Source organism: Kitasatospora sp. NPDC059722 (assembly GCF_042733235.1).
Taxonomy (GTDB): Bacteria; Actinomycetota; Actinomycetes; order Streptomycetales; family Streptomycetaceae; genus Kitasatospora.
Map to the genome: position 1 here is coordinate 16,106 of NZ_JBHWGD010000057.1, position 16,573 is coordinate 32,678.

The 16,573-nt window shown below is 73.6% G+C and carries 17 protein-coding genes; 12 read left to right on the forward strand and 5 right to left on the reverse strand.

The window, feature by feature from the left end:
- Positions 1-54: 54 nt before the first annotated feature.
- The gene (locus tag ACFV4F_RS29800; protein WP_380443584.1) at positions 55-924 is read right to left on the reverse strand and encodes a 3-hydroxybutyryl-CoA dehydrogenase; all 870 of its coding nucleotides are present in this window, start codon (positions 922-924) and stop codon (positions 55-57) included.
- A gap of 307 nt (positions 925-1,231) precedes the next feature.
- Between ACFV4F_RS29800 and ACFV4F_RS29805 the strand changes: the two genes are divergently transcribed.
- Complete coding sequence (locus ACFV4F_RS29805; RefSeq protein ID WP_380443586.1) at positions 1,232-2,050, forward strand: SDR family NAD(P)-dependent oxidoreductase; 819 nt, start codon at positions 1,232-1,234, stop codon at positions 2,048-2,050.
- 29 nt (positions 2,051-2,079) lie between these two features.
- Here ACFV4F_RS29805 and ACFV4F_RS29810 read toward each other — a convergent pair whose 3' ends face one another.
- Both ACFV4F_RS29810 and ACFV4F_RS29815 read right to left on the reverse strand, forming a co-directional pair.
- Positions 2,080-3,066 (reverse strand): ketopantoate reductase family protein, encoded by a 987-nt coding sequence (locus tag ACFV4F_RS29810; RefSeq protein ID WP_380507014.1) that lies wholly within the window; start codon positions 3,064-3,066, stop codon positions 2,080-2,082.
- Between the two features lie 40 nt (positions 3,067-3,106).
- Positions 3,107-4,018, reverse strand: a complete 912-nt coding sequence (locus ACFV4F_RS29815) for a polysaccharide deacetylase family protein (RefSeq protein ID WP_380507017.1) — start codon at positions 4,016-4,018, stop codon at positions 3,107-3,109.
- 237 nt (positions 4,019-4,255) lie between these two features.
- On the opposite strand from ACFV4F_RS29815, the gene ACFV4F_RS29820 reads away from it, so the two are divergent.
- Both ACFV4F_RS29820 and ACFV4F_RS29825 read left to right on the forward strand, forming a co-directional pair.
- The gene (locus tag ACFV4F_RS29820) at positions 4,256-5,137 is read left to right on the forward strand and encodes an SAM-dependent methyltransferase (RefSeq protein WP_380507020.1); all 882 of its coding nucleotides are present in this window, start codon (positions 4,256-4,258) and stop codon (positions 5,135-5,137) included.
- A 151-nt stretch (positions 5,138-5,288) separates the two neighbouring features.
- Positions 5,289-5,834, forward strand: a complete 546-nt coding sequence (locus ACFV4F_RS29825) for an HD domain-containing protein (protein WP_380507023.1) — start codon at positions 5,289-5,291, stop codon at positions 5,832-5,834.
- A 1-nt stretch (position 5,835) separates the two neighbouring features.
- Here the strand turns inward: ACFV4F_RS29825 and ACFV4F_RS29830 are convergent, their stop codons facing one another.
- Positions 5,836-6,210: an RNA-binding S4 domain-containing protein gene (locus tag ACFV4F_RS29830; protein ID WP_380507026.1), complete on the reverse strand. Its 375-nt coding sequence runs from the start codon at positions 6,208-6,210 to the stop codon at positions 5,836-5,838.
- Between the two features lie 23 nt (positions 6,211-6,233).
- The gene (locus ACFV4F_RS29835; protein ID WP_380443598.1) at positions 6,234-6,647 is read right to left on the reverse strand and encodes a VOC family protein; all 414 of its coding nucleotides are present in this window, start codon (positions 6,645-6,647) and stop codon (positions 6,234-6,236) included.
- An 84-nt stretch (positions 6,648-6,731) separates the two neighbouring features.
- Here ACFV4F_RS29835 and ACFV4F_RS29840 point away from each other — a divergent pair, with 84 nt between their 5' ends.
- The 9 genes from ACFV4F_RS29840 (at position 6,732) to ACFV4F_RS29880 (ending at position 16,266) form a co-directional block, all read left to right on the forward strand.
- Entirely contained in the window at positions 6,732-7,934 is a 1,203-nt protein-coding gene (locus ACFV4F_RS29840) for a methyltransferase (protein WP_380507029.1), read from the forward strand.
- 104 nt (positions 7,935-8,038) lie between these two features.
- Positions 8,039-9,067, forward strand: a complete 1,029-nt coding sequence (gene argC / locus ACFV4F_RS29845) for an N-acetyl-gamma-glutamyl-phosphate reductase (RefSeq protein WP_380443602.1) — start codon at positions 8,039-8,041, stop codon at positions 9,065-9,067.
- A gap of 11 nt (positions 9,068-9,078) precedes the next feature.
- A complete protein-coding gene (argJ, locus tag ACFV4F_RS29850) occupies positions 9,079-10,251 on the forward strand; it encodes a bifunctional glutamate N-acetyltransferase/amino-acid acetyltransferase ArgJ (RefSeq protein WP_380494440.1) in 1,173 nt (390 codons plus the stop codon).
- 114 nt (positions 10,252-10,365) lie between these two features.
- The gene (gene argB / locus ACFV4F_RS29855; protein ID WP_380507032.1) at positions 10,366-11,298 is read left to right on the forward strand and encodes an acetylglutamate kinase; all 933 of its coding nucleotides are present in this window, start codon (positions 10,366-10,368) and stop codon (positions 11,296-11,298) included.
- Positions 11,295-12,506 (forward strand): acetylornithine transaminase, encoded by a 1,212-nt coding sequence (locus tag ACFV4F_RS29860; protein WP_380507035.1) that lies wholly within the window; start codon positions 11,295-11,297, stop codon positions 12,504-12,506. Before argB ends, ACFV4F_RS29860 begins: the two co-directional genes overlap by 4 nt.
- A 17-nt stretch (positions 12,507-12,523) precedes the next feature.
- Positions 12,524-13,072, forward strand: coding sequence for an arginine repressor (locus ACFV4F_RS29865; RefSeq protein ID WP_329928713.1), 549 nt, complete (start codon positions 12,524-12,526; stop codon positions 13,070-13,072).
- A gap of 157 nt (positions 13,073-13,229) precedes the next feature.
- The gene (locus tag ACFV4F_RS29870) at positions 13,230-14,423 is read left to right on the forward strand and encodes an argininosuccinate synthase (RefSeq protein WP_380443608.1); all 1,194 of its coding nucleotides are present in this window, start codon (positions 13,230-13,232) and stop codon (positions 14,421-14,423) included.
- A gap of 51 nt (positions 14,424-14,474) precedes the next feature.
- Entirely contained in the window at positions 14,475-15,899 is a 1,425-nt protein-coding gene (argH, locus tag ACFV4F_RS29875; protein ID WP_380443610.1) for an argininosuccinate lyase, read from the forward strand.
- Positions 15,900-16,008: 109 nt separating this feature from the next.
- Complete coding sequence (locus ACFV4F_RS29880) at positions 16,009-16,266, forward strand: hypothetical protein (protein ID WP_380443612.1); 258 nt, start codon at positions 16,009-16,011, stop codon at positions 16,264-16,266.
- Positions 16,267-16,573 lie beyond the last annotated feature (307 nt).

Here is a 16,573-nt window from a genome sequence, read left to right on the forward strand (position 1 = left end):
GCCCGCACCGGAGATCCGGTGCGGGCGCGCCCCTTCGTGCGTCGGCCGGACGGCTCAGACGCTCGCGGTGTAGTCGTAGAAGCCGCGGCCGGACTTGCGGCCGAGCAGACCGGCGTCGACCATCCGGGACAGCAGCGGGGGAGCGGCGTACAGCGGCTCCTTGTACTCGTCGTACATCGACTCGGCGATCGACACGATGGTGTCCAGGCCGATCAGGTCGCACAGCCGCAGCGGGCCCATCGGGTGGGCGCAGCCGGCCTCCATGCCCTTGTCGATGTCGGAGGCGGTGGCCACGCCCGACTCGAACATCCGCACCGCGGACAGCAGGTACGGCACCAGCAGGGCGTTGACGACGAAGCCGGCCCGGTCGCGGGCGCGGATCGGCTCCTTGCCGAGCACCTCGGTGGCGAAGGCCTCGACCCGCTCGGTGGTGGCGCCCGAGGTGGTCAGGGTCGGGATGACCTCGACCAGCTTCTGCACCGGCGCCGGGTTGAAGAAGTGCAGACCGATGACCTGCTCGGGCCGCGAGGTGGCGGCGGCCAGCTTGACGATCGGGATCGACGAGGTGTTGGAGGCGAGGATCGCGTCGCGGCGCTGGACCACCTGGTCCAGGGTCTGGAAGATCTGGACCTTGATGTCCTCGCGCTCGGCGACCGCCTCGACGACCAGGTCGCGGTCGGCGAAGTCGGCCAGGTCGGTGGTGAAGGACAGCCGGGCCAGGGCCTCGTCCCGCTGCTCGGGCGCCAGCTTGCCGCGCTTGACCGCCGTCTCCAGGGAGTTGGTCAGCCGGGTGCGGCCGAACTCCAGGGCCTCCCCGCTGGCCTCGGACACCAGGACGTCCAGCCCGGCCCGGGCGAAGACCTCCGCGATGCCCGACCCCATCAGGCCGCAGCCGATCACTCCGACGCGCGCGATGTCACTCACTAGTTGCCCTTCGGTGGTGCTGGGGGTCGCCCAGCGACAGGTGGCCCAGCGTGGCGCTGGTCGGCCCAGCGGTGCTGCTGGACTACGGGCCGGTGTGCCGGAATGGGTGCACCGGTGCACCGTCCCGACGACGTTACTACTCCCTACCGGCCAGTAGGTCACCCCCTCCCCGGCCCGGTGCCGCGCCCGGCACCACACACCCGAACGGGTGACGGCGCTCCGCCCGCCCGTGCGCCCGGACCCGCGGCCGCCCGGCGCCCGACAGAATGCCGCAGACGGGGGCCGGGGACGGACGAGGGAGCGCGCAGTGCCGACGGGATCGCTCACGGGGCAGGTCGCCCTGGTCACCGGAGCCGGCCGCGGGATCGGCCGCGAGATCGCCATCGGGCTCGCCGCCGAGGGCATGGCCGTCGGCCTGGTCGGCCGCACCCACGCGACGCTCACCGACACGCTCAAGGAGTGCGTCCGGCACGGCTCGCGCGGCGTCGCCGTGACGGCCGACGTCACCCGCCCCGGCTCGGTGCGCGAGGCCGTCCGGCTCGTCGAGCGCGACCTCGGCCCGGTCGACCTGCTGGTCAACAACGCCGGGCAGGTGGACCGCACCGAGGCCCCGATCTGGGAGACCGACCCCAACCAGTGGTGGCAGGTCGTCGAGACCAACCTGCGCGGCCCCTACAACCTCCTGCGCTGCGTCCTGCCCGGCATGGTCGAGCGCCGCCGCGGCCGCGTCGTCAACCTCAACTCCGGCTTCGCGCTGCGCCCGGACGGCCACTACACCGCGTACGCGACGTCCAAGGGCGCGCTGCTCAAGCTCTCCGACAACATGGCGGACTCGCTCGCCGAGCACGGCGTCGTCGTGCTCGACATCAGCCCCGGTGCGGTGGCCACCGACATGACGGCCGGGATGCCGATGTTCCGGGACATGAAGGCCTGGGGCTCGATCCCGTACATGGTCGCGGTCACCGTCGACGCGGCGCGGGGCCGGTTCGACGCGCTGCACGGACGCTTCATCCACGCCGGGCGCGACGACCTGGCGGAGCTCGTCCGCCGCGCGGAGGAGATCCGCGGGACGGACGCGAGGACGCTGCGGCTGCGCCCGTACAAGGACGACGACCCGATGGCCTGAGGCCTTCGGCGGCCCGCCCGGGGCCGGGCTCAGACCGCGGCGAGCTCCTCGTCGGTCAGGCTGCCCGGCGCCCGGCCGGTGCGGGCGAACTCCTCGGCCAGCCGCTGGAACGCCTCGTTGGCCGGCGTCGGCACCCCGTGCAGCCGTCCGAGCAGCACGATCTCGCCGTTCAGGTAGTCCGTCTCGATCGAGCCCGCCCCGCGCGCCAGGCTCTGCCAGGTCGAGCTGCCGCCGCGCGGGGCCCCCTCGACCGGCTCGATCCGCAGCGTCGCGTCGACCAGCCGGACCATCTCCTCCGGGTCGTGGTGCGCGATCCCGGCGGCGGCCAGCACGGCCGCGCCCTCCGCCGTCAGGCGCCGGTACAGTCCGCGGCGCAGCTCGCCCTCGTACGGGCCGGCGACGGCGTTCAGGGCGTTGCCGAGGTTGCCGAGCAGCTTGGTGTACTTCCAGCCCATCACGTCGGCCTCGACCGGGGCACTGAAGCCCGCCCGCTCCAGGTCCGCGGCGATCCGGGCGGCCCGCCCGCCGGCGCCCGCGGGGTAGGCGCCGATCCGCAGCACCCCGCTGACGGGCGTGCCGCCGGCGCTGACCCGCCCCGGCTCCAGGTGGGTGGACGGCATCCAGACGCACACCGCCAGCACCTCGCGGAAGCGGCGCAGCGCGAGCCGCTCGTTCTCCACCCCGTTCTGCGCGCACACCACCGGCAGCCGCTCGCCCGCCGTGCCGCCGCCGGCGACCGGGCGCGGCGCCCACGCGGCCAGCGCGCCGGCGGTGTCCTGCGTCTTGACGGCGAGCACCAGGACGTCGTCCGGGCGCAGCTCCAGCTCCTCCGGCCCGGACACGGCCGGGACCGGCAGCGTCCGGGTGCCGTCCGGTGCGCCGAACGTCAGCCCGTGCTCGCGCAGCGCCGCGAAGTGCGCTCCCCGCGCGACCAGCACGACGTCGCGCCCGCTCTCGTGCAGCCGGGCACCGATCGTTCCGCCGACCGCGCCCGCCCCGATGATGATGTAGCGCATGCGCGAAGCATGGCACGCCGGTGGTGCGCCGGGGGCCGGGTCAGGCGCAGAGCTGACTGGCGGTCACCGGGCCGAGGCCGGCCTTGGCGAGGCCGTCCAGGATGGCCGGCAGGGCGTCCACGGTGCACTGGTGGCCCATGTGCAGCGCGACCACCGAGCCGCCGCGCACCGAGTTGAGGATCCGCCGCTGCAGCTCGGCGGCGGACGGGTCGGCGTAGTCGCGCGGGTCCACGTCGAAGGAGAGCACGTGCTCGTAGCCGACGGCCTTCGCCTGCTCGCGCACCATCGGCGTGGCGTACTGGGCGGCGGACGGGCGGAACCAGCGGCCGATCGAGCCGGTGAGGCGCTGCAGCCGCTCCGCGCACTGGGCGATCTCGGCACGGGCCTGGTCGGGGCTCATCGCGGAGATGTTGAGGTGGTTCTGGGTGTGGTTGCCCAGCTCGTGGCCGCCGTCGAGGATGCGCCGGGCCATCTGCGGCTGCTGGTCGAGCCAGCTGCCGACGGCCATGACGGTCAGCTTGGCGCCGCGCTGCTCGGCGATCTCCAGCAGGGCGGTGGCGAGCTTCGGGTCGCCGCTGCCGTGGAACGTCAGCGCCACGTTCTTGCCGGTGCGCGGCCCGTACGCGACCTCCAGCGGGGTGCCGGGGGCGAGCGGCGGCAGCACGGGCGGGGCGGGCGGCGCGGTGGCGGCGTCGGGGGCCGCGGTGGCGGTGGGCTGCGGCGCGGCCGGATCGGGGGAGGCCGGGCCCTCGGCGCCGTTCCACGCGGGGTCCGTGGTGTGCTGCGGATCGCCGTGCTGCTGCGGGTCGACGTTGCCCGGGTGCACGGCGAGCGAGCCCGGGTCGGCGCGGCGGGGCGCGCCGCTCCCGCACGCGGTGAGGACCCCGCCGGCGGCGGAGAGGGCGGCGAGTTTGGCGGCGGTGCGCAGTACGGCGCGGCGATCGGCAGTCATCGGCAGCCAGCATAGAGACGACGCGCCGGGGCGGCGATCCGGGAACACGCGCGTTGACACCCTGCTTGACGTGCACACACACCTCTCGGTGGGGGCTGCGTAAACCTGAACTCGCCGTGTTTCCACGGCGTGTCGTCGGATACGATCCGGTCGCACCGCGTGCTACGGGGGCGGGGCACCACCGCGGCGGGGCGTTCCCGCCGCGGGAAGCGCAGTGAGCAATGGGGGCGGAACGACATGCACGAGGACACGGCGGACACGGCGACCGGCGGTTCGGACTGGGACTGGGTCGGGGCGGAGGACTGGCAGCCGCCGACCGAGCTCGACACCGGGATACCCCACACCGCCCGGATGTACGACTACTACCTGGGCGGCAAGGACAACTTCGAGGCCGACCGCAAGGCCGCCGAGGCCGCCATCGCCGCCTACCCGGCGCTGCCGCTGCTGGCCCGCACCAACCGGGAATTCCTCGGCCGCGCGGTCGAGTTCGCGGCCGACCGGGGCATCCGGCAGTTCGTCGACATCGGCACCGGCATCCCCGCCGCGGGCTCGACCAGCGAGGTCGCGCGGAAGGTCGCCCCGGACGCGCACGTCGTGTACGTCGACAACGACCCGATCGTCGCCACCCACGCCCGCGCGCTGCTGGCCGGCCACCCCGCCGGGCACACCTCGGTCATCGAGGCCGACCTGCGCGACCCCGAGGCGATCCTCGGCCACCCGGCCCTGCGCGCCGCCGTCGACCTGGCCGAGCCGGTCGCGCTGATGCTGGTCGCCGTCCTGCACTTCGTCCGCGACGAGGAGGGCGCGCAGAAGATCGTCGCCACCCTGCGCGACGCGCTCGCCCCCGGCAGCGCGCTGATCCTCTCCCACGGCAGCCCCGACTTCGCCTCGCGGCAGAGCGTGGACGAGGGCGCCCGCATCTACAAGGGCGCGAGCGCCCCGCTGGTGCTGCGTCCGCGCGCGAGCGTCGAACCCTTCTTCGGCGACTTCGAGTTCGCCGGCCCCGGCCTCGTCCAGCTCCCGCTCTGGCGCCCCACCGCCGGCCACGTCTCCACCACCGACCTCCCCGAAGGCTGGCAGGACGTGTCCGCGTACGCGGGCGTCGCGTTCAAGAAATAGCCGTCTCCCCGAGCACCTCCGCGGGCCGCAGGTCGGATCGCGGGCGGGCCCCGGCACCCCCCTCCCGGCGCCGGGACCCTCCCGCACTCACTGCTCCGCACACTAGACGGAAGCACTGACAACGCCTCACCCGTACGGGTTAGCCTGCGGCGTGACCCCAGCACTGCCGCCCCTGCCCCCGGCCGTCGTCGACCTCCTGGACGCCCTCGACGCCCCGCCCCGGCTGCGCGCGCATCTCGCGCTCGTCCACGAAGTCGCCGTGACGATCGCCGACCACTGCGCCGCCACCGGCCTGGACCTCGACCGCGAGGCGCTGCTGTACGGCGCCGCCACCCACGACATCGGCAAGACCGTCCACCCCGAGGAGCTCTCCGGCCCCGGCTCGGCCCACGAGCCCGCCGGCCACGCCCTGCTGCGCGAGCGCGGCGTCCCCGAGCGGCTGGCCCGCTTCGCCCGCAGCCACGCGAGCTGGGGCGAGCCGGGCGTCACCGTCGAGGAGTTGCTGGTCAGCCTGGCCGACAAGGCGTGGAAGAACAGCCGGGTCCGCGACCTGGAGGACCGCGTGGTCGAGCGCCTCGCGACCGCTACCGGCCGCGCGCCCTGGGAGGTGTTCCTCGACCTCGACGACCTGCTCACCCGGATCGGCGACGACGCCCCGCGCCGGCTCGCCGTGCAGGCCGCGTACCCCGTCCGGTAGCTCAGCGCCCGCGCAGCTCGTCGAGGTCGCGGCGCTCGCGCTTGGTGGGGCGTCCGGCGCCGCGGTCGCGCTCGAAGAACGGGGCGACGAGCTCGCGCGGCGGGCGGGGCGGGCTCTGGTCGGTGAGGCACTCGGCCGCCACGGACGCCCCGACCCGCTTGCGGATCGGTTTGCGCACCACGACGACCCGCTCGTACCCCTCCTCGCGGACCCGCACCTCGTCGCCCGCCCGCAGCGGCTGGGCCGGCTTGGCCCGCTCGCCGTTCACGCGGACGTGCCCCGCCCGGCAGGCGGCCGCCGCCAGCGCGCGCGTCTTCACGAGCCGGACCGACCAGATCCAGCTGTCCACGCGGACGCTTCCCTCGTCTTCAGCCATTCCGGAAGTCTAGGACCATGGCTCTATGCAGCGCGTACGGCCGCCGGCGCCTCCTGGACGGCCCAGCCGTTCCCGTCCGGATCGTTGAAGAACACGAACGAGTTCCAGGCCTCGCCGTGCCCGTTCACCCGCACCCCGGCCTCGAAGTGCTGCACCGGGCTGACCTCCACGCCGCGCGCCGCCAGTTCGGCGTGCGCCTTGTCGATGTCCGCCACCACCAGCTGCAGGCCCTTGACGGACCCGGGCGGTGCCTCGATCACGCCCTTGCCGACGACGATCGAGCACCGGGAGCCCGGTGGCGTCAGCTGCACCACCCGGACCCCGTCGCGCAGCCGGGTGTCGTGATCGACGGTGAAGCCGGCCTGCTCCTCGTAGAACACCTTCGCGCGGTCCACGTCCGCCACCGGGAGCACGACCACTTCGAGCTTCCAGTCCATCGCCCTCACCCCTCTCGGTCGGGGCTCTTCCAGTATCCGTCCGAATCCGTTCCCCGTCGGCTCGTCGGCTAGCCTGAGAAGACGATGAATCCCCAGAGCACGCCCGCCGCCACAGCGCCGTTCACCACCCCGTTCGGCACCTTCGACCTCACCAGGTACCCCGAGGACCCGCGCGAGCGGCTGCGCGCCTGGGACGCCGCCGACGAGTACCTGCTGCGCCACCTCGCCGGCGAGGCCGACAGCGCCGGCGGCACCGCCACCGAGCTGGCCGGCCGCCGGGTCGCCGTCCTCGGCGACCGCTGGGGCGCCCTGGCCACCGCGCTGGCCGCGCACCGGCCCGTGCAGATCGGCGACTCCCACCTCGGCCGCGAGGCCACCCGCGCCAACCTCGCCCGCGCCGGCGCCCCCGCCGACCCGGACCGGCTGCTCACCACCCGGGACACCCCGCCGGAGCGGATCGACGTCCTGCTGGTGCGCGTCCCCAAGAGCCTCGCCCTGCTGGAGGACCAGCTGCACCGGCTCGCCCCCGCCGTCCACCCCGGCACGGTGGTGATCGGCACGGGCATGGTCACCGAGATCCACACCTCCACCCTCGAACTCTTCGAGAAGGTCCTCGGCCCCACCCGGACCTCGCTGGCCGTCCGCAAGGCCCGGCTGATCTTCTGCACCCCCGACCCGGCGCTCGACCCCGGCCCCAGCCCGTGGCCGCACCGCTACGCCCTGCCCGCCGACATCGGCCCGGTCTCCGGTCGCACGGTCGTCAACCACGCCGGCACCTTCTGCGCCGAGCGCCTCGACATCGGCACCCGCTTCTTCCTCGGCCACCTGCCGGTCCCCGCCCCCGGCGACCGGGTGGTCGACCTGGGCTGCGGCAACGGCGTGGTCGGCACCGCCGCCGCCCTGGCGGGCCCGGGCGCCGAACTGCTCTTCGTCGACGAGTCCCACCAGGCCGTCGCCTCCGCCGAGGAGACGTTCCGGGCGAACCTCGGCACCGAGGCCAGGGCCGAGTTCCTGACGGCGGACGCGCTCGCGCCCGGGGTGATCGCCCCCGGCTCGGTGGACCTCGTCCTGAACAACCCCCCGTTCCACTCGCACCAGGCGACCACCGACGCCACCGCGTGGCGGATGTTCACCGGCGCCCGCCGCGCCCTGCGCCCGGGCGGCGAGCTCTGGGTGGTCGGCAACCGCCACCTCGGCTACCACGTCAAGCTGCGCCGCCTGTTCGGCAACTGCCAACTCGTGGCCGGGAACCCCAAGTTCGTGGTGCTGCGAGCCGTCAGGCGCTGAGCCCGGCCGACCACCCGCCGGTCCCGGCGGGTGGTCTCCGCACATACTCCTTGCATGAATGTTCCGTGCTGCGTATATTCATGCCACGACCAAGGAGGAACGCCATGGCATTGCGAGTCGCCGTCGCCGGCGCGAGCGGATACGCGGGCGGCGAGGTGCTGCGCCTGCTGCTCGGCCACCCCGAGATGGAGATCGGGGCGCTGACCGGCGGCTCGAACGCCGGTACGAGGCTGGGTGCGCTGCAGCCGCACCTGATCCCCCTCGCCGACCGTGTCCTGGAGCCCACCACCCCCGAGGTGCTGGCCGACCACGACGTGGTGTTCCTCGCGCTGCCGCACGGCCAGTCCGCGGCGGTCGCCGAGGCGCTCGGCCCGAACGTGCTGGTCGTCGACTGCGGCGCCGACTTCCGGCTCAAGGCCGCCGCCGACTGGGAGCAGTTCTACGGCTCCGCGCACGCCGGCACCTGGCCCTACGGCCTGCCCGAACTTCCCGGCCACCGGGCCGCGTTGAAGGGCAGCAACCGGATCGCCGTGCCCGGCTGCTACCCGACGGCCGTCTCGCTCGCGCTGTTCCCGGCCTACGCCGCCGGGCTCGCCGAGCCCGAGGCCGTCGTGGTCGCCGCCTCCGGCACCTCCGGCGCGGGCAAGGCGGCCAAGACGCACCTGCTCGGCAGCGAGGTCATGGGCAACGTGAGCCCGTACGGCGTCGGCGGTGTGCACCGGCACACCCCCGAGATGGCGCAGAACCTCAGCCCGCTCGCGGGCGAGCCGGTCACCGTCTCCTTCACGCCCACGCTCGTCCCGATGCCGCGCGGCATCCTCGCGACCTGCTCCGCCAAGGCCCGCCCCGGCGTGACGGCCGAGGGACTGCGCGCCGCCTACGCCGAGGCGTACGGGACCGAGCCGTTCGTCCACCTGCTGCCCGAGGGCCAGTGGCCGCAGACCAGCAGCGTGTACGGCGCCAACACCGCCCTCGTCCAGGTCGCCCTGGACCCGGCCGCCGGGCGGATCATCGCGATCAGCGCGATCGACAACCTCGTCAAGGGCACCGCCGGCGGCGCGGTGCAGAGCATGAACATCGCCCTCGGCCTGCCCGAGGACCTGGGCCTTCCCCTGAACGGAGTCGCACCGTGACCAGTCCCGCCGTGACCAGTCCTGTGGGCGTCGGAGTGACGGCCGCCAAGGGCTTCCGCGCCGCCGGGGTCACCGCCGGCATCAAGGCCTCCGGCACCCCTGACCTCGCCCTCGTCGTCAACGACGGCCCCTCGTTCGCCGCCGCCGGCGTGTTCACCGCGAACCGCGTCAAGGCCGCGCCCGTCCTGTGGTCCGAGCAGGTCCTCAAGGGCGGCCTGGTCTCCGCCGTCGTCCTCAACTCCGGTGGCGCCAACGCCTGCACCGGCCCGCTCGGCTTCCAGGACACCCACGCCACCGCCGAGAAGGCGGCCGAGGAGCTGAAGGTCAACGCGGCCGAGGTCGCCGTCGCCTCCACCGGCCTGATCGGCGTCCGCCTGCCGATGGACATCCTGCTGCCCGGCGTCGCCCTGGCCGCCCAGGAGCTCAGCGCGACCGGCGGCGAGGCCGCCGCGATCGCCATCAAGACCACCGACACCGTCCACAAGACCGCCCAGGTCACCAGCCCGGCCGGCTGGACGGTCGGCGGCATGGCCAAGGGCGCGGGCATGCTCGCCCCGAGCCTCGCCACCATGCTGGTCGTGCTCACCACCGACGCCGTCGCCGACGCCGCCGCCCTCGACGCGGCCCTGCGCGGCGCCACCCGCACCACCTTCGACCGGATCGACTCCGACGGCTGCATGTCGACCAACGACACCGTGCTGCTGCTCGCCTCCGGCGCCTGCGGCGTCACCCCGGACGCGGCCGAGTTCGCCGAGGCCGTCCGCACCGTCAGCGCCGACCTCGCCCGCCAGCTGATCTCCGACGCCGAGGGCGCGAGCAAGGACATCCGGATCGACGTCACCGGCGCCGCCACCGAGGACGAGGCCGTCGACGTCGCCCGCACGATCGGCCGCAACAACCTGCTCAAGTGCGCCATCCACGGCGAGGACCCCAACTGGGGCCGGGTGCTGGCCGCGATCGGCACCACCAGCGCCGCCTTCGACCCCGACGCGCTGGACGTCGCCATCAACGGCGTCTGGGTCTGCAAGGACGGCGGCGTCGGCGAGGACCGCGACCTCGTGGACATGAGCGGCCGGGACGTCGTCATCACCGCGAACCTCAACGCCGGTACGGCGAGCGCCTCGCTGTGGACCAACGACCTGACGGCCGACTACGTTCACGAGAACAGCGCCTACTCGACCTGACCGGCGTCACTTCGCCCACGCCATCCTGGTCCGCGCAACCCGAGCCGCGGCATCCGTTCCGCGCCATCCTCCCCAGCCTCTGGCCGGGGGGACCCCCATCGACGAGGGAAACCCGTGCAGATCGCACCCAAGGGCGAACAGGCCCGCAACAACACCGCGTTGCCGAAGGCCATAACGCTGATCGAGGCGCTGCCGTGGCTGGAGCGCTTCCACGGCAAGACCGTCGTGATCAAGTTCGGCGGCAACGCGATGGTCGACGACAGCCTCAAGGCGGCCTTCGCCCAGGACGTCGTCTTCCTCCGCTACGCCGGCCTGCACCCCGTCGTCGTGCACGGCGGCGGCCCGCAGATCAGCGCCCAGCTGGACAAGCTCGGCCTGGAGTCCAGCTTCACCAACGGCCTGCGCGTCACCACCCCCGAGACCATGGACGTCGTCCGGATGGTGCTCGCCGGGCAGGTGCAGCGCGAACTGGTCGGCCTGCTCAACGAGCACGGCCCGTTCGCCGTCGGCATGACCGGCGAGGACGCGCACACCATGACGGCCGTCAAGCGCTACGCGGTGGTGGACGGCGAGCAGGTCGACATCGGCCTGGTCGGCGACATCGTCAACATCGAGGCCGGCGCGGTGAAGGCGCTCATCGCCGACGGCCGCATCCCGGTCATCTCCTCGATCGCGCGCGGCACCGACGGCCACGTCTACAACATCAACGCCGACACCGCCGCCTCCGCCCTCGCGGTCGCGCTCGGCGCCGAGATGCTGGTCGTCCTCACCGACGTCGAGGGCCTGTACAAGGACTGGCCCGAGTCCGACGACGTGATCAGCCAGCTCGGCGCAAGCGAGCTGGAGGCGCTGCTGCCCGGCCTGGCCAGCGGCATGCTCCCCAAGATGGAGGGCTGCCTGCGCGCCGTCCGCTCCGGCGTGGGCACCGCCAGGGTGCTGGACGGCCGGGTGCCGCACAGCCTCCTGCTGGAGATCTTCACCGACGAGGGCATCGGCACGATGGTCGTGCCGGACGACGAACCGACCGTGACCGGGGGACTGGCATGACGCACAACGAGCAGCTCGCCGAGCGCTGGCAGCACGCCTTCACCGACAACTACGGCACCCCGCGCATCCCGCTGGTCCGCGGCGAGGGCGCCAAGCTGTGGGACGCGGACGGCAAGCAGTACACCGACCTGCTCGGCGGCATCGCCGTCAACGCCCTCGGCACCGCTCACCCGGCCGTCGTCGAGGCCGTGAGCCGGCAGATCGCCACCCTCGGCCACGTCTCCAACCTCTTCATGGCCGAGCCGACCATCGCCCTCGCCGAGCGGCTGCTGGAGCTGGACGGCCGCGAGGGCGGCCGGGTGTTCTTCTGCAACTCCGGCGCCGAGGCCAACGAGGCCGCGTTCAAGATCAGCCGCCGCACCGGCCGCACCCACCTGGTCGCCCTGGAGGGCGGCTTCCACGGCCGGACGATGGGCGCGCTCGCGCTCACCGGCCAGCCCGCCAAGCAGGACCCGTTCCGCCCGCTGCCCGGCGACGTCACCCACGTCCCGTTCGGCGACGTCGAGGCGCTGCGCGCGGCCGTCACCACCGAGACCGCCGCCGTCTTCCTGGAGCCCATCCAGGGCGAGAACGGCGCGATCCCGCTGCCCGAGGGCTACCTGCTCGCCGCGCGCGAGGTCACCCGGGCCACCGGCACGCTGCTCGTCCTGGACGAGATCCAGACCGGCGTCGGCCGCACCGGGCACTGGTTCGCCCACCAGGCCGTCGAGGGCGTCGAGCCGGACGTCGTCACCCTCGCCAAGGCGCTCGGCGGCGGCCTGCCGATGGGCGCGGTGCTCGCCTTCGGGCCGGCCGCCGAGCTGCTCACCCCGGGCCAGCACGGCACCACGTTCGGCGGCAACCCGGTGGCCGCGGCGGCCGGGCTCGCGGTGCTCGACACGATCGAGTCCGAGGGCCTCCTGGAGCACGTCCGCAAGATCGGCGACCGGCTGAGGCAGGGCGTCGAGGCGCTCGGCGACCCGCTGGTCTCGCACGTGCGCGGCGCCGGCCTGCTGCTCGGCATCGTGCTCACCGAGCCGGTGTCCGCGCAGGTCCAGGCCGTCGCGCAGGAGGCCGGGTTCCTGGTCAACGCCGCCGTCCCGGACGCCGTCCGGCTCGTTCCGCCGCTCGTGCTGACCGAGCAGGAGGCGGACGCCTTCCTCGCGGCGCTGCCCGGCATCCTCCGATCGGTGCGCGAGGGCGCCCCGGCCGATGCGAGTCGACGGTAGTCCGGGAGAATAATCACATGACCGCTTCCAACCCCGGCCCGTCCGCCGCCGGCCCGACGCCGCAGGTGCCGCAGACCCGCACCGCGCGCCACCGCCGGATCGTGGACCTGCTCACCCGCCAGCCCGTGCGCTCGCAGAGCCAGCTCGCCAAGCTGCTCGCCGACGACGGACTCGTGGTGACCCAGGCCACCCTCTCCCGGGACCTGGACGAGCTGGGCGCGGTCAAGATCCGCAACCGGGACGGCGCGCTCATCTACGCCGTCCCGGCCGAGGGCGGCGACCGCACGCCGCGAGCCCCGATGGGGGAGTCGGCCAGCGAGGGCCGGATGGCCCGGCTGGCCGGCGAGCTCATGGTCTCCGCCACCGCCTCCGGCAACCTGGTCGTGCTGCGCACCCCGCCGGGCGCCGCGCAGTTCCTCGCCTCGGCGATCGACCAGGCCGAGGTGTTCGAGATCATCGGCACGATCGCGGGCGACGACACCGTCCTGCTGATCAGCCGGGACCCGTCCGGCGGGCAGGCGCTCGCCGACCACCTCATGCAACTCGCCCAGGCGAAGGCGCAGTAACGCGTCCGACCCCGCACGACCCGCGCAGGACCCCTCAGCCCCGGCCGGTGGAGCACTCCACCGGCCGGGGTTTTGTGTTTCATACGGCGTAGTGCATACTTATGCCCATCGCCGCAAACCTGTACGGCCCCGAACGTGGAGTTGAGAGGAGAAAGCCGTGACCGAGCGCGTCATACTCGCCTACTCGGGCGGACTGGACACGTCCGTCTGCATCGGCTGGATCGCCGAGGAGACGGGCGCGGAGGTCATCGCCGTCGCCGTCGACGTCGGCCAGGGCGGCGAGGACCTCGACGTCATCCGTCAGCGCGCGCTGGACTGCGGCGCCGTCGAGGCCGAGGTCGCGGACGCCCGGGACGAGTTCGCCGACGAGTACTGCCTGCCCGCCATCAAGGCCAACGCGCTCTACCAGGGCCAGTACCCGCTGGTCTCCGCGCTCTCCCGGCCGGTCATCGTCAAGCACCTGGCCGCCGCCGCGAAGAAGCACGGCGCCACCACCGTCGCCCACGGCTGCACCGGCAAGGGCAACGACCAGGTCCGCTTCGAGGTCGGCATCAACTCCCTGGCCCCCGGCCTCAGGTGCATCGCCCCGGTCCGCGACTACGCGATGACCCGGGACAAGGCCATCGCCTTCGCCGAGGCCAAGGGCCTGCCGATCGCCACCACCAAGAAGTCGCCGTACTCGATCGACCAGAACGTCTTCGGGCGGGCCGTCGAGACCGGCTTCCTGGAGGACATCTGGAACGCCCCGATCGAGGACGTCTACGAGTACACGCAGGACCCGGCCGCCCCGCGCGAGGCCGACGAGGTCGTCATCACCTTCGAGGCCGGTGTCCCGGTCGCGATCGACGGCCGCAAGGTCACCGTCCTGGAGGCCGTCGAGGAGCTCAACCGGCGGGCGGGCGCCCAGGGCGTCGGCCGGCTGGACCTGGTCGAGGACCGGCTGGTCGGCATCAAGTCCCGGGAGATCTACGAGGCCCCCGGCGCGATCGCCCTGATCACCGCCCACCAGGCCCTGGAGAACGTCACCGTCGAGCGCGAACTCGCCCGCTACAAGCGGCAGGTGGAGCAGCGCTGGGCCGAACTCGTCTACGACGGCCTCTGGTTCTCCCCGCTCAAGCGCGCGCTGGACGGCTTCGTCGACGAGGCCAACCGGTACGTCTGCGGCGACATCCGGATGGTGCTGCACGGCGGCCGGGCCGTCGTCAACGGCCGCAAGTCCGACCAGTCGCTGTACGACTTCAACCTCGCCACGTACGACACCGGCGACACCTTCGACCAGTCGATGTCCAAGGGCTTCATCGAGATCTTCGGGATGTCCTCGAAGCTCGCTGCCCGCCGCGACCTCGCCTGACCCGCCCCGCTAGAGTCCCCCAACACCCGTACCCCGTAAGGAGCCCACGCGATGACCGCCGACCAGAACGCCGACGTCCGCCTCTGGGGCGCGCGCTTCGCCGACGGCCCGTCCGAGGCCCTGGCCAAGCTCTCCGCCTCGGTCCACTTCGACTGGCGCCTCGCGCCCTACGACATCGCCGGTTCCAAGGCCCACGCCCGGGTCCTGCACAAGGCCGGCCTGCTCAGCGCCGAGGAACTCGCCGGCATGCTGGCCGGTCTCGACCAGTTGCTCGCCGACGTCCGGGCCGGCACCTTCACCGGCACCGTCGCCGACGAGGACGTCCACACCGCCCTGGAGCGCGGCCTGCTGGAGCGGCTCGGCGCCGAGCTCGGCGGCAAGCTGCGGGCCGGGCGCTCCCGCAACGACCAGATCGCCACGCTGTTCCGGATGTACCTGCGGGACCACGCGAAGACCATCGGCGGACTGCTCCTGGACCTCCAGCACGCCCTGGTCGGGCTGGCCGAGGCGCACCCCGACACCGCGATGCCGGGCCGCACCCACCTCCAGCACGCCCAGCCCGTCCTCTTCGCCCACCACGTCCTCGCGCACGTGCAGGCCCTCGGCCGGGACGCCGAGCGGCTGCGCCAGTGGGACGCCCGCACCGCCGTCTCGCCGTACGGCTCCGGGGCGCTGGCCGGCTCCTCGCTCGGCCTCGACCCGCAGGCCGTCGCCGCCGACCTCGGTTTCGAGGGCGGCTCGGTCGGCAACTCCATCGACGGCACGGCCTCGCGCGACTTCGTCGCCGAGTTCGCGTTCGTGACCGCGATGATCGGCATCAACCTCTCCCGCATCGCGGAGGAGGTGATCATCTGGAACACCAAGGAGTTCGGCTTCATCACGCTGCACGACGCCTTCTCCACCGGTTCCTCGATCATGCCGCAGAAGAAGAACCCGGACATCGCCGAGCTCGCCCGCGGCAAGTCCGGCCGCCTGATCGGCAACCTGACCGGCCTGCTGGCCACCCTCAAGGCGCTGCCGCTCGCCTACAACCGGGACCTCCAGGAGGACAAGGAGCCGGTCTTCGACTCCTGCGACACGCTGGAGGTGCTGCTGCCCGCGTTCACCGGGATGATGGCCACCCTCACCGTGCACCGGGAGCGGCTGGAGGAGCTGGCCCCGGCCGGCTTCTCGCTCGCCACCGACATCGCCGAGTGGCTGGTCAAGCAGGGCGTGCCGTTCCGGGTCGCGCACGAGGTGGCCGGCGCCTGCGTCAAGGTGTGCGAGGCGCAGGGCATCGAGCTGTCGGACCTGACGGACGAGCAGTTCGCGTCGATCTCCACGCACCTGACGCCCGAGGTCCGGTCGGTCCTCAGCGTCCACGGCGCGATCGCGTCCCGCAACGGGCGCGGCGGCACGGCGCCGTCCGCGGTGGCCGTGCAGCTCGGCGAGGTGAAGGCGGACCTGGCGGTCCAGCAGGAGTGGGTCCAGGGCTGACTCCTGGTGCAGTGGGGGAGGGGCGCGGCGGACGGACCGCCGCGCCCCCGTCCGTTACGCGCGACCGGCGGGGCGTAACCGGCCGCCGCCCTTACAGGTCAAGCACGGTGTGTGTCCCACCCTTCCGACCGTCCCCTCCGCCGAGGACCAGTTCCTCGCCGAGCGCCGCCGCCGCGTCGTCCGCGACGCGGTGGCCGCCCTGCCCGGTCGCTGCCCCCAGCTGGTCGCCGCCCTCGCCGAGGACCCGCCGCCGACGTACCGCGAACTCTCCGCACGCCTCGGCATGCCCCGCGGCTCCATCGGCCCGACCCGCTCCCGCTGCCTCGCCTGCCTCCGCGCCCTCCTCCACACCGAGCGCTACCCATGACGCCCCCCGGGCCGGCCCCACCCCGTCCAGCTCCCGGCCGCCCCTGCCTCCACTCGCGTGACCCTCGCCACGTCCGGTTGTCGTCCCCTCCTCCCGGCCTCCTCCCGGCCCCCGCGCGGTCTTCGCGAACCCCGCCGTCCGGCCCCCGGCCGTCCCTCCCTCCACTCGCGTGACCCTCGCCACGTCCGGCCGCCAAAAGGTTGAGAGGAGCTGACACCCGGGTAGAGCGCTGGCGAACCCAGCTCTTGACGGTGTCGCGATCACTCGGATACTGAGCGTGAGCGCGTCACCCTCTGCGCGCCGGGCA

Bases quoted from the DNA above. Each gene is read 5' to 3' on its own strand.
- argC (WP_380443602.1), top strand. From the start codon at position 8,039: ATGGCATTGCGAGTCGCCGTCGCCGGCGCGAGCGGATACGCGGGCGGC.
- ACFV4F_RS29865 (WP_329928713.1), top strand. From the start codon at position 12,524: ATGACCGCTTCCAACCCCGGCCCGTCCGCCGCCGGCCCGACGCCGCAG.
- ACFV4F_RS29810 (WP_380507014.1), bottom strand. From the start codon at position 3,066: ATGCGCTACATCATCATCGGGGCGGGCGCGGTCGGCGGAACGATCGGT.
- argH (WP_380443610.1), top strand. From the start codon at position 14,475: ATGACCGCCGACCAGAACGCCGACGTCCGCCTCTGGGGCGCGCGCTTC.
- ACFV4F_RS29860 (WP_380507035.1), top strand. From the start codon at position 11,295: ATGACGCACAACGAGCAGCTCGCCGAGCGCTGGCAGCACGCCTTCACC.
- ACFV4F_RS29815 (WP_380507017.1), bottom strand. From the start codon at position 4,018: ATGACTGCCGATCGCCGCGCCGTACTGCGCACCGCCGCCAAACTCGCC.
- ACFV4F_RS29840 (WP_380507029.1), top strand. From the start codon at position 6,732: ATGAATCCCCAGAGCACGCCCGCCGCCACAGCGCCGTTCACCACCCCG.
- ACFV4F_RS29820 (WP_380507020.1), top strand. From the start codon at position 4,256: ATGCACGAGGACACGGCGGACACGGCGACCGGCGGTTCGGACTGGGAC.
- ACFV4F_RS29830 (WP_380507026.1), bottom strand. From the start codon at position 6,210: ATGGCTGAAGACGAGGGAAGCGTCCGCGTGGACAGCTGGATCTGGTCG.
- ACFV4F_RS29835 (WP_380443598.1), bottom strand. From the start codon at position 6,647: ATGGACTGGAAGCTCGAAGTGGTCGTGCTCCCGGTGGCGGACGTGGAC.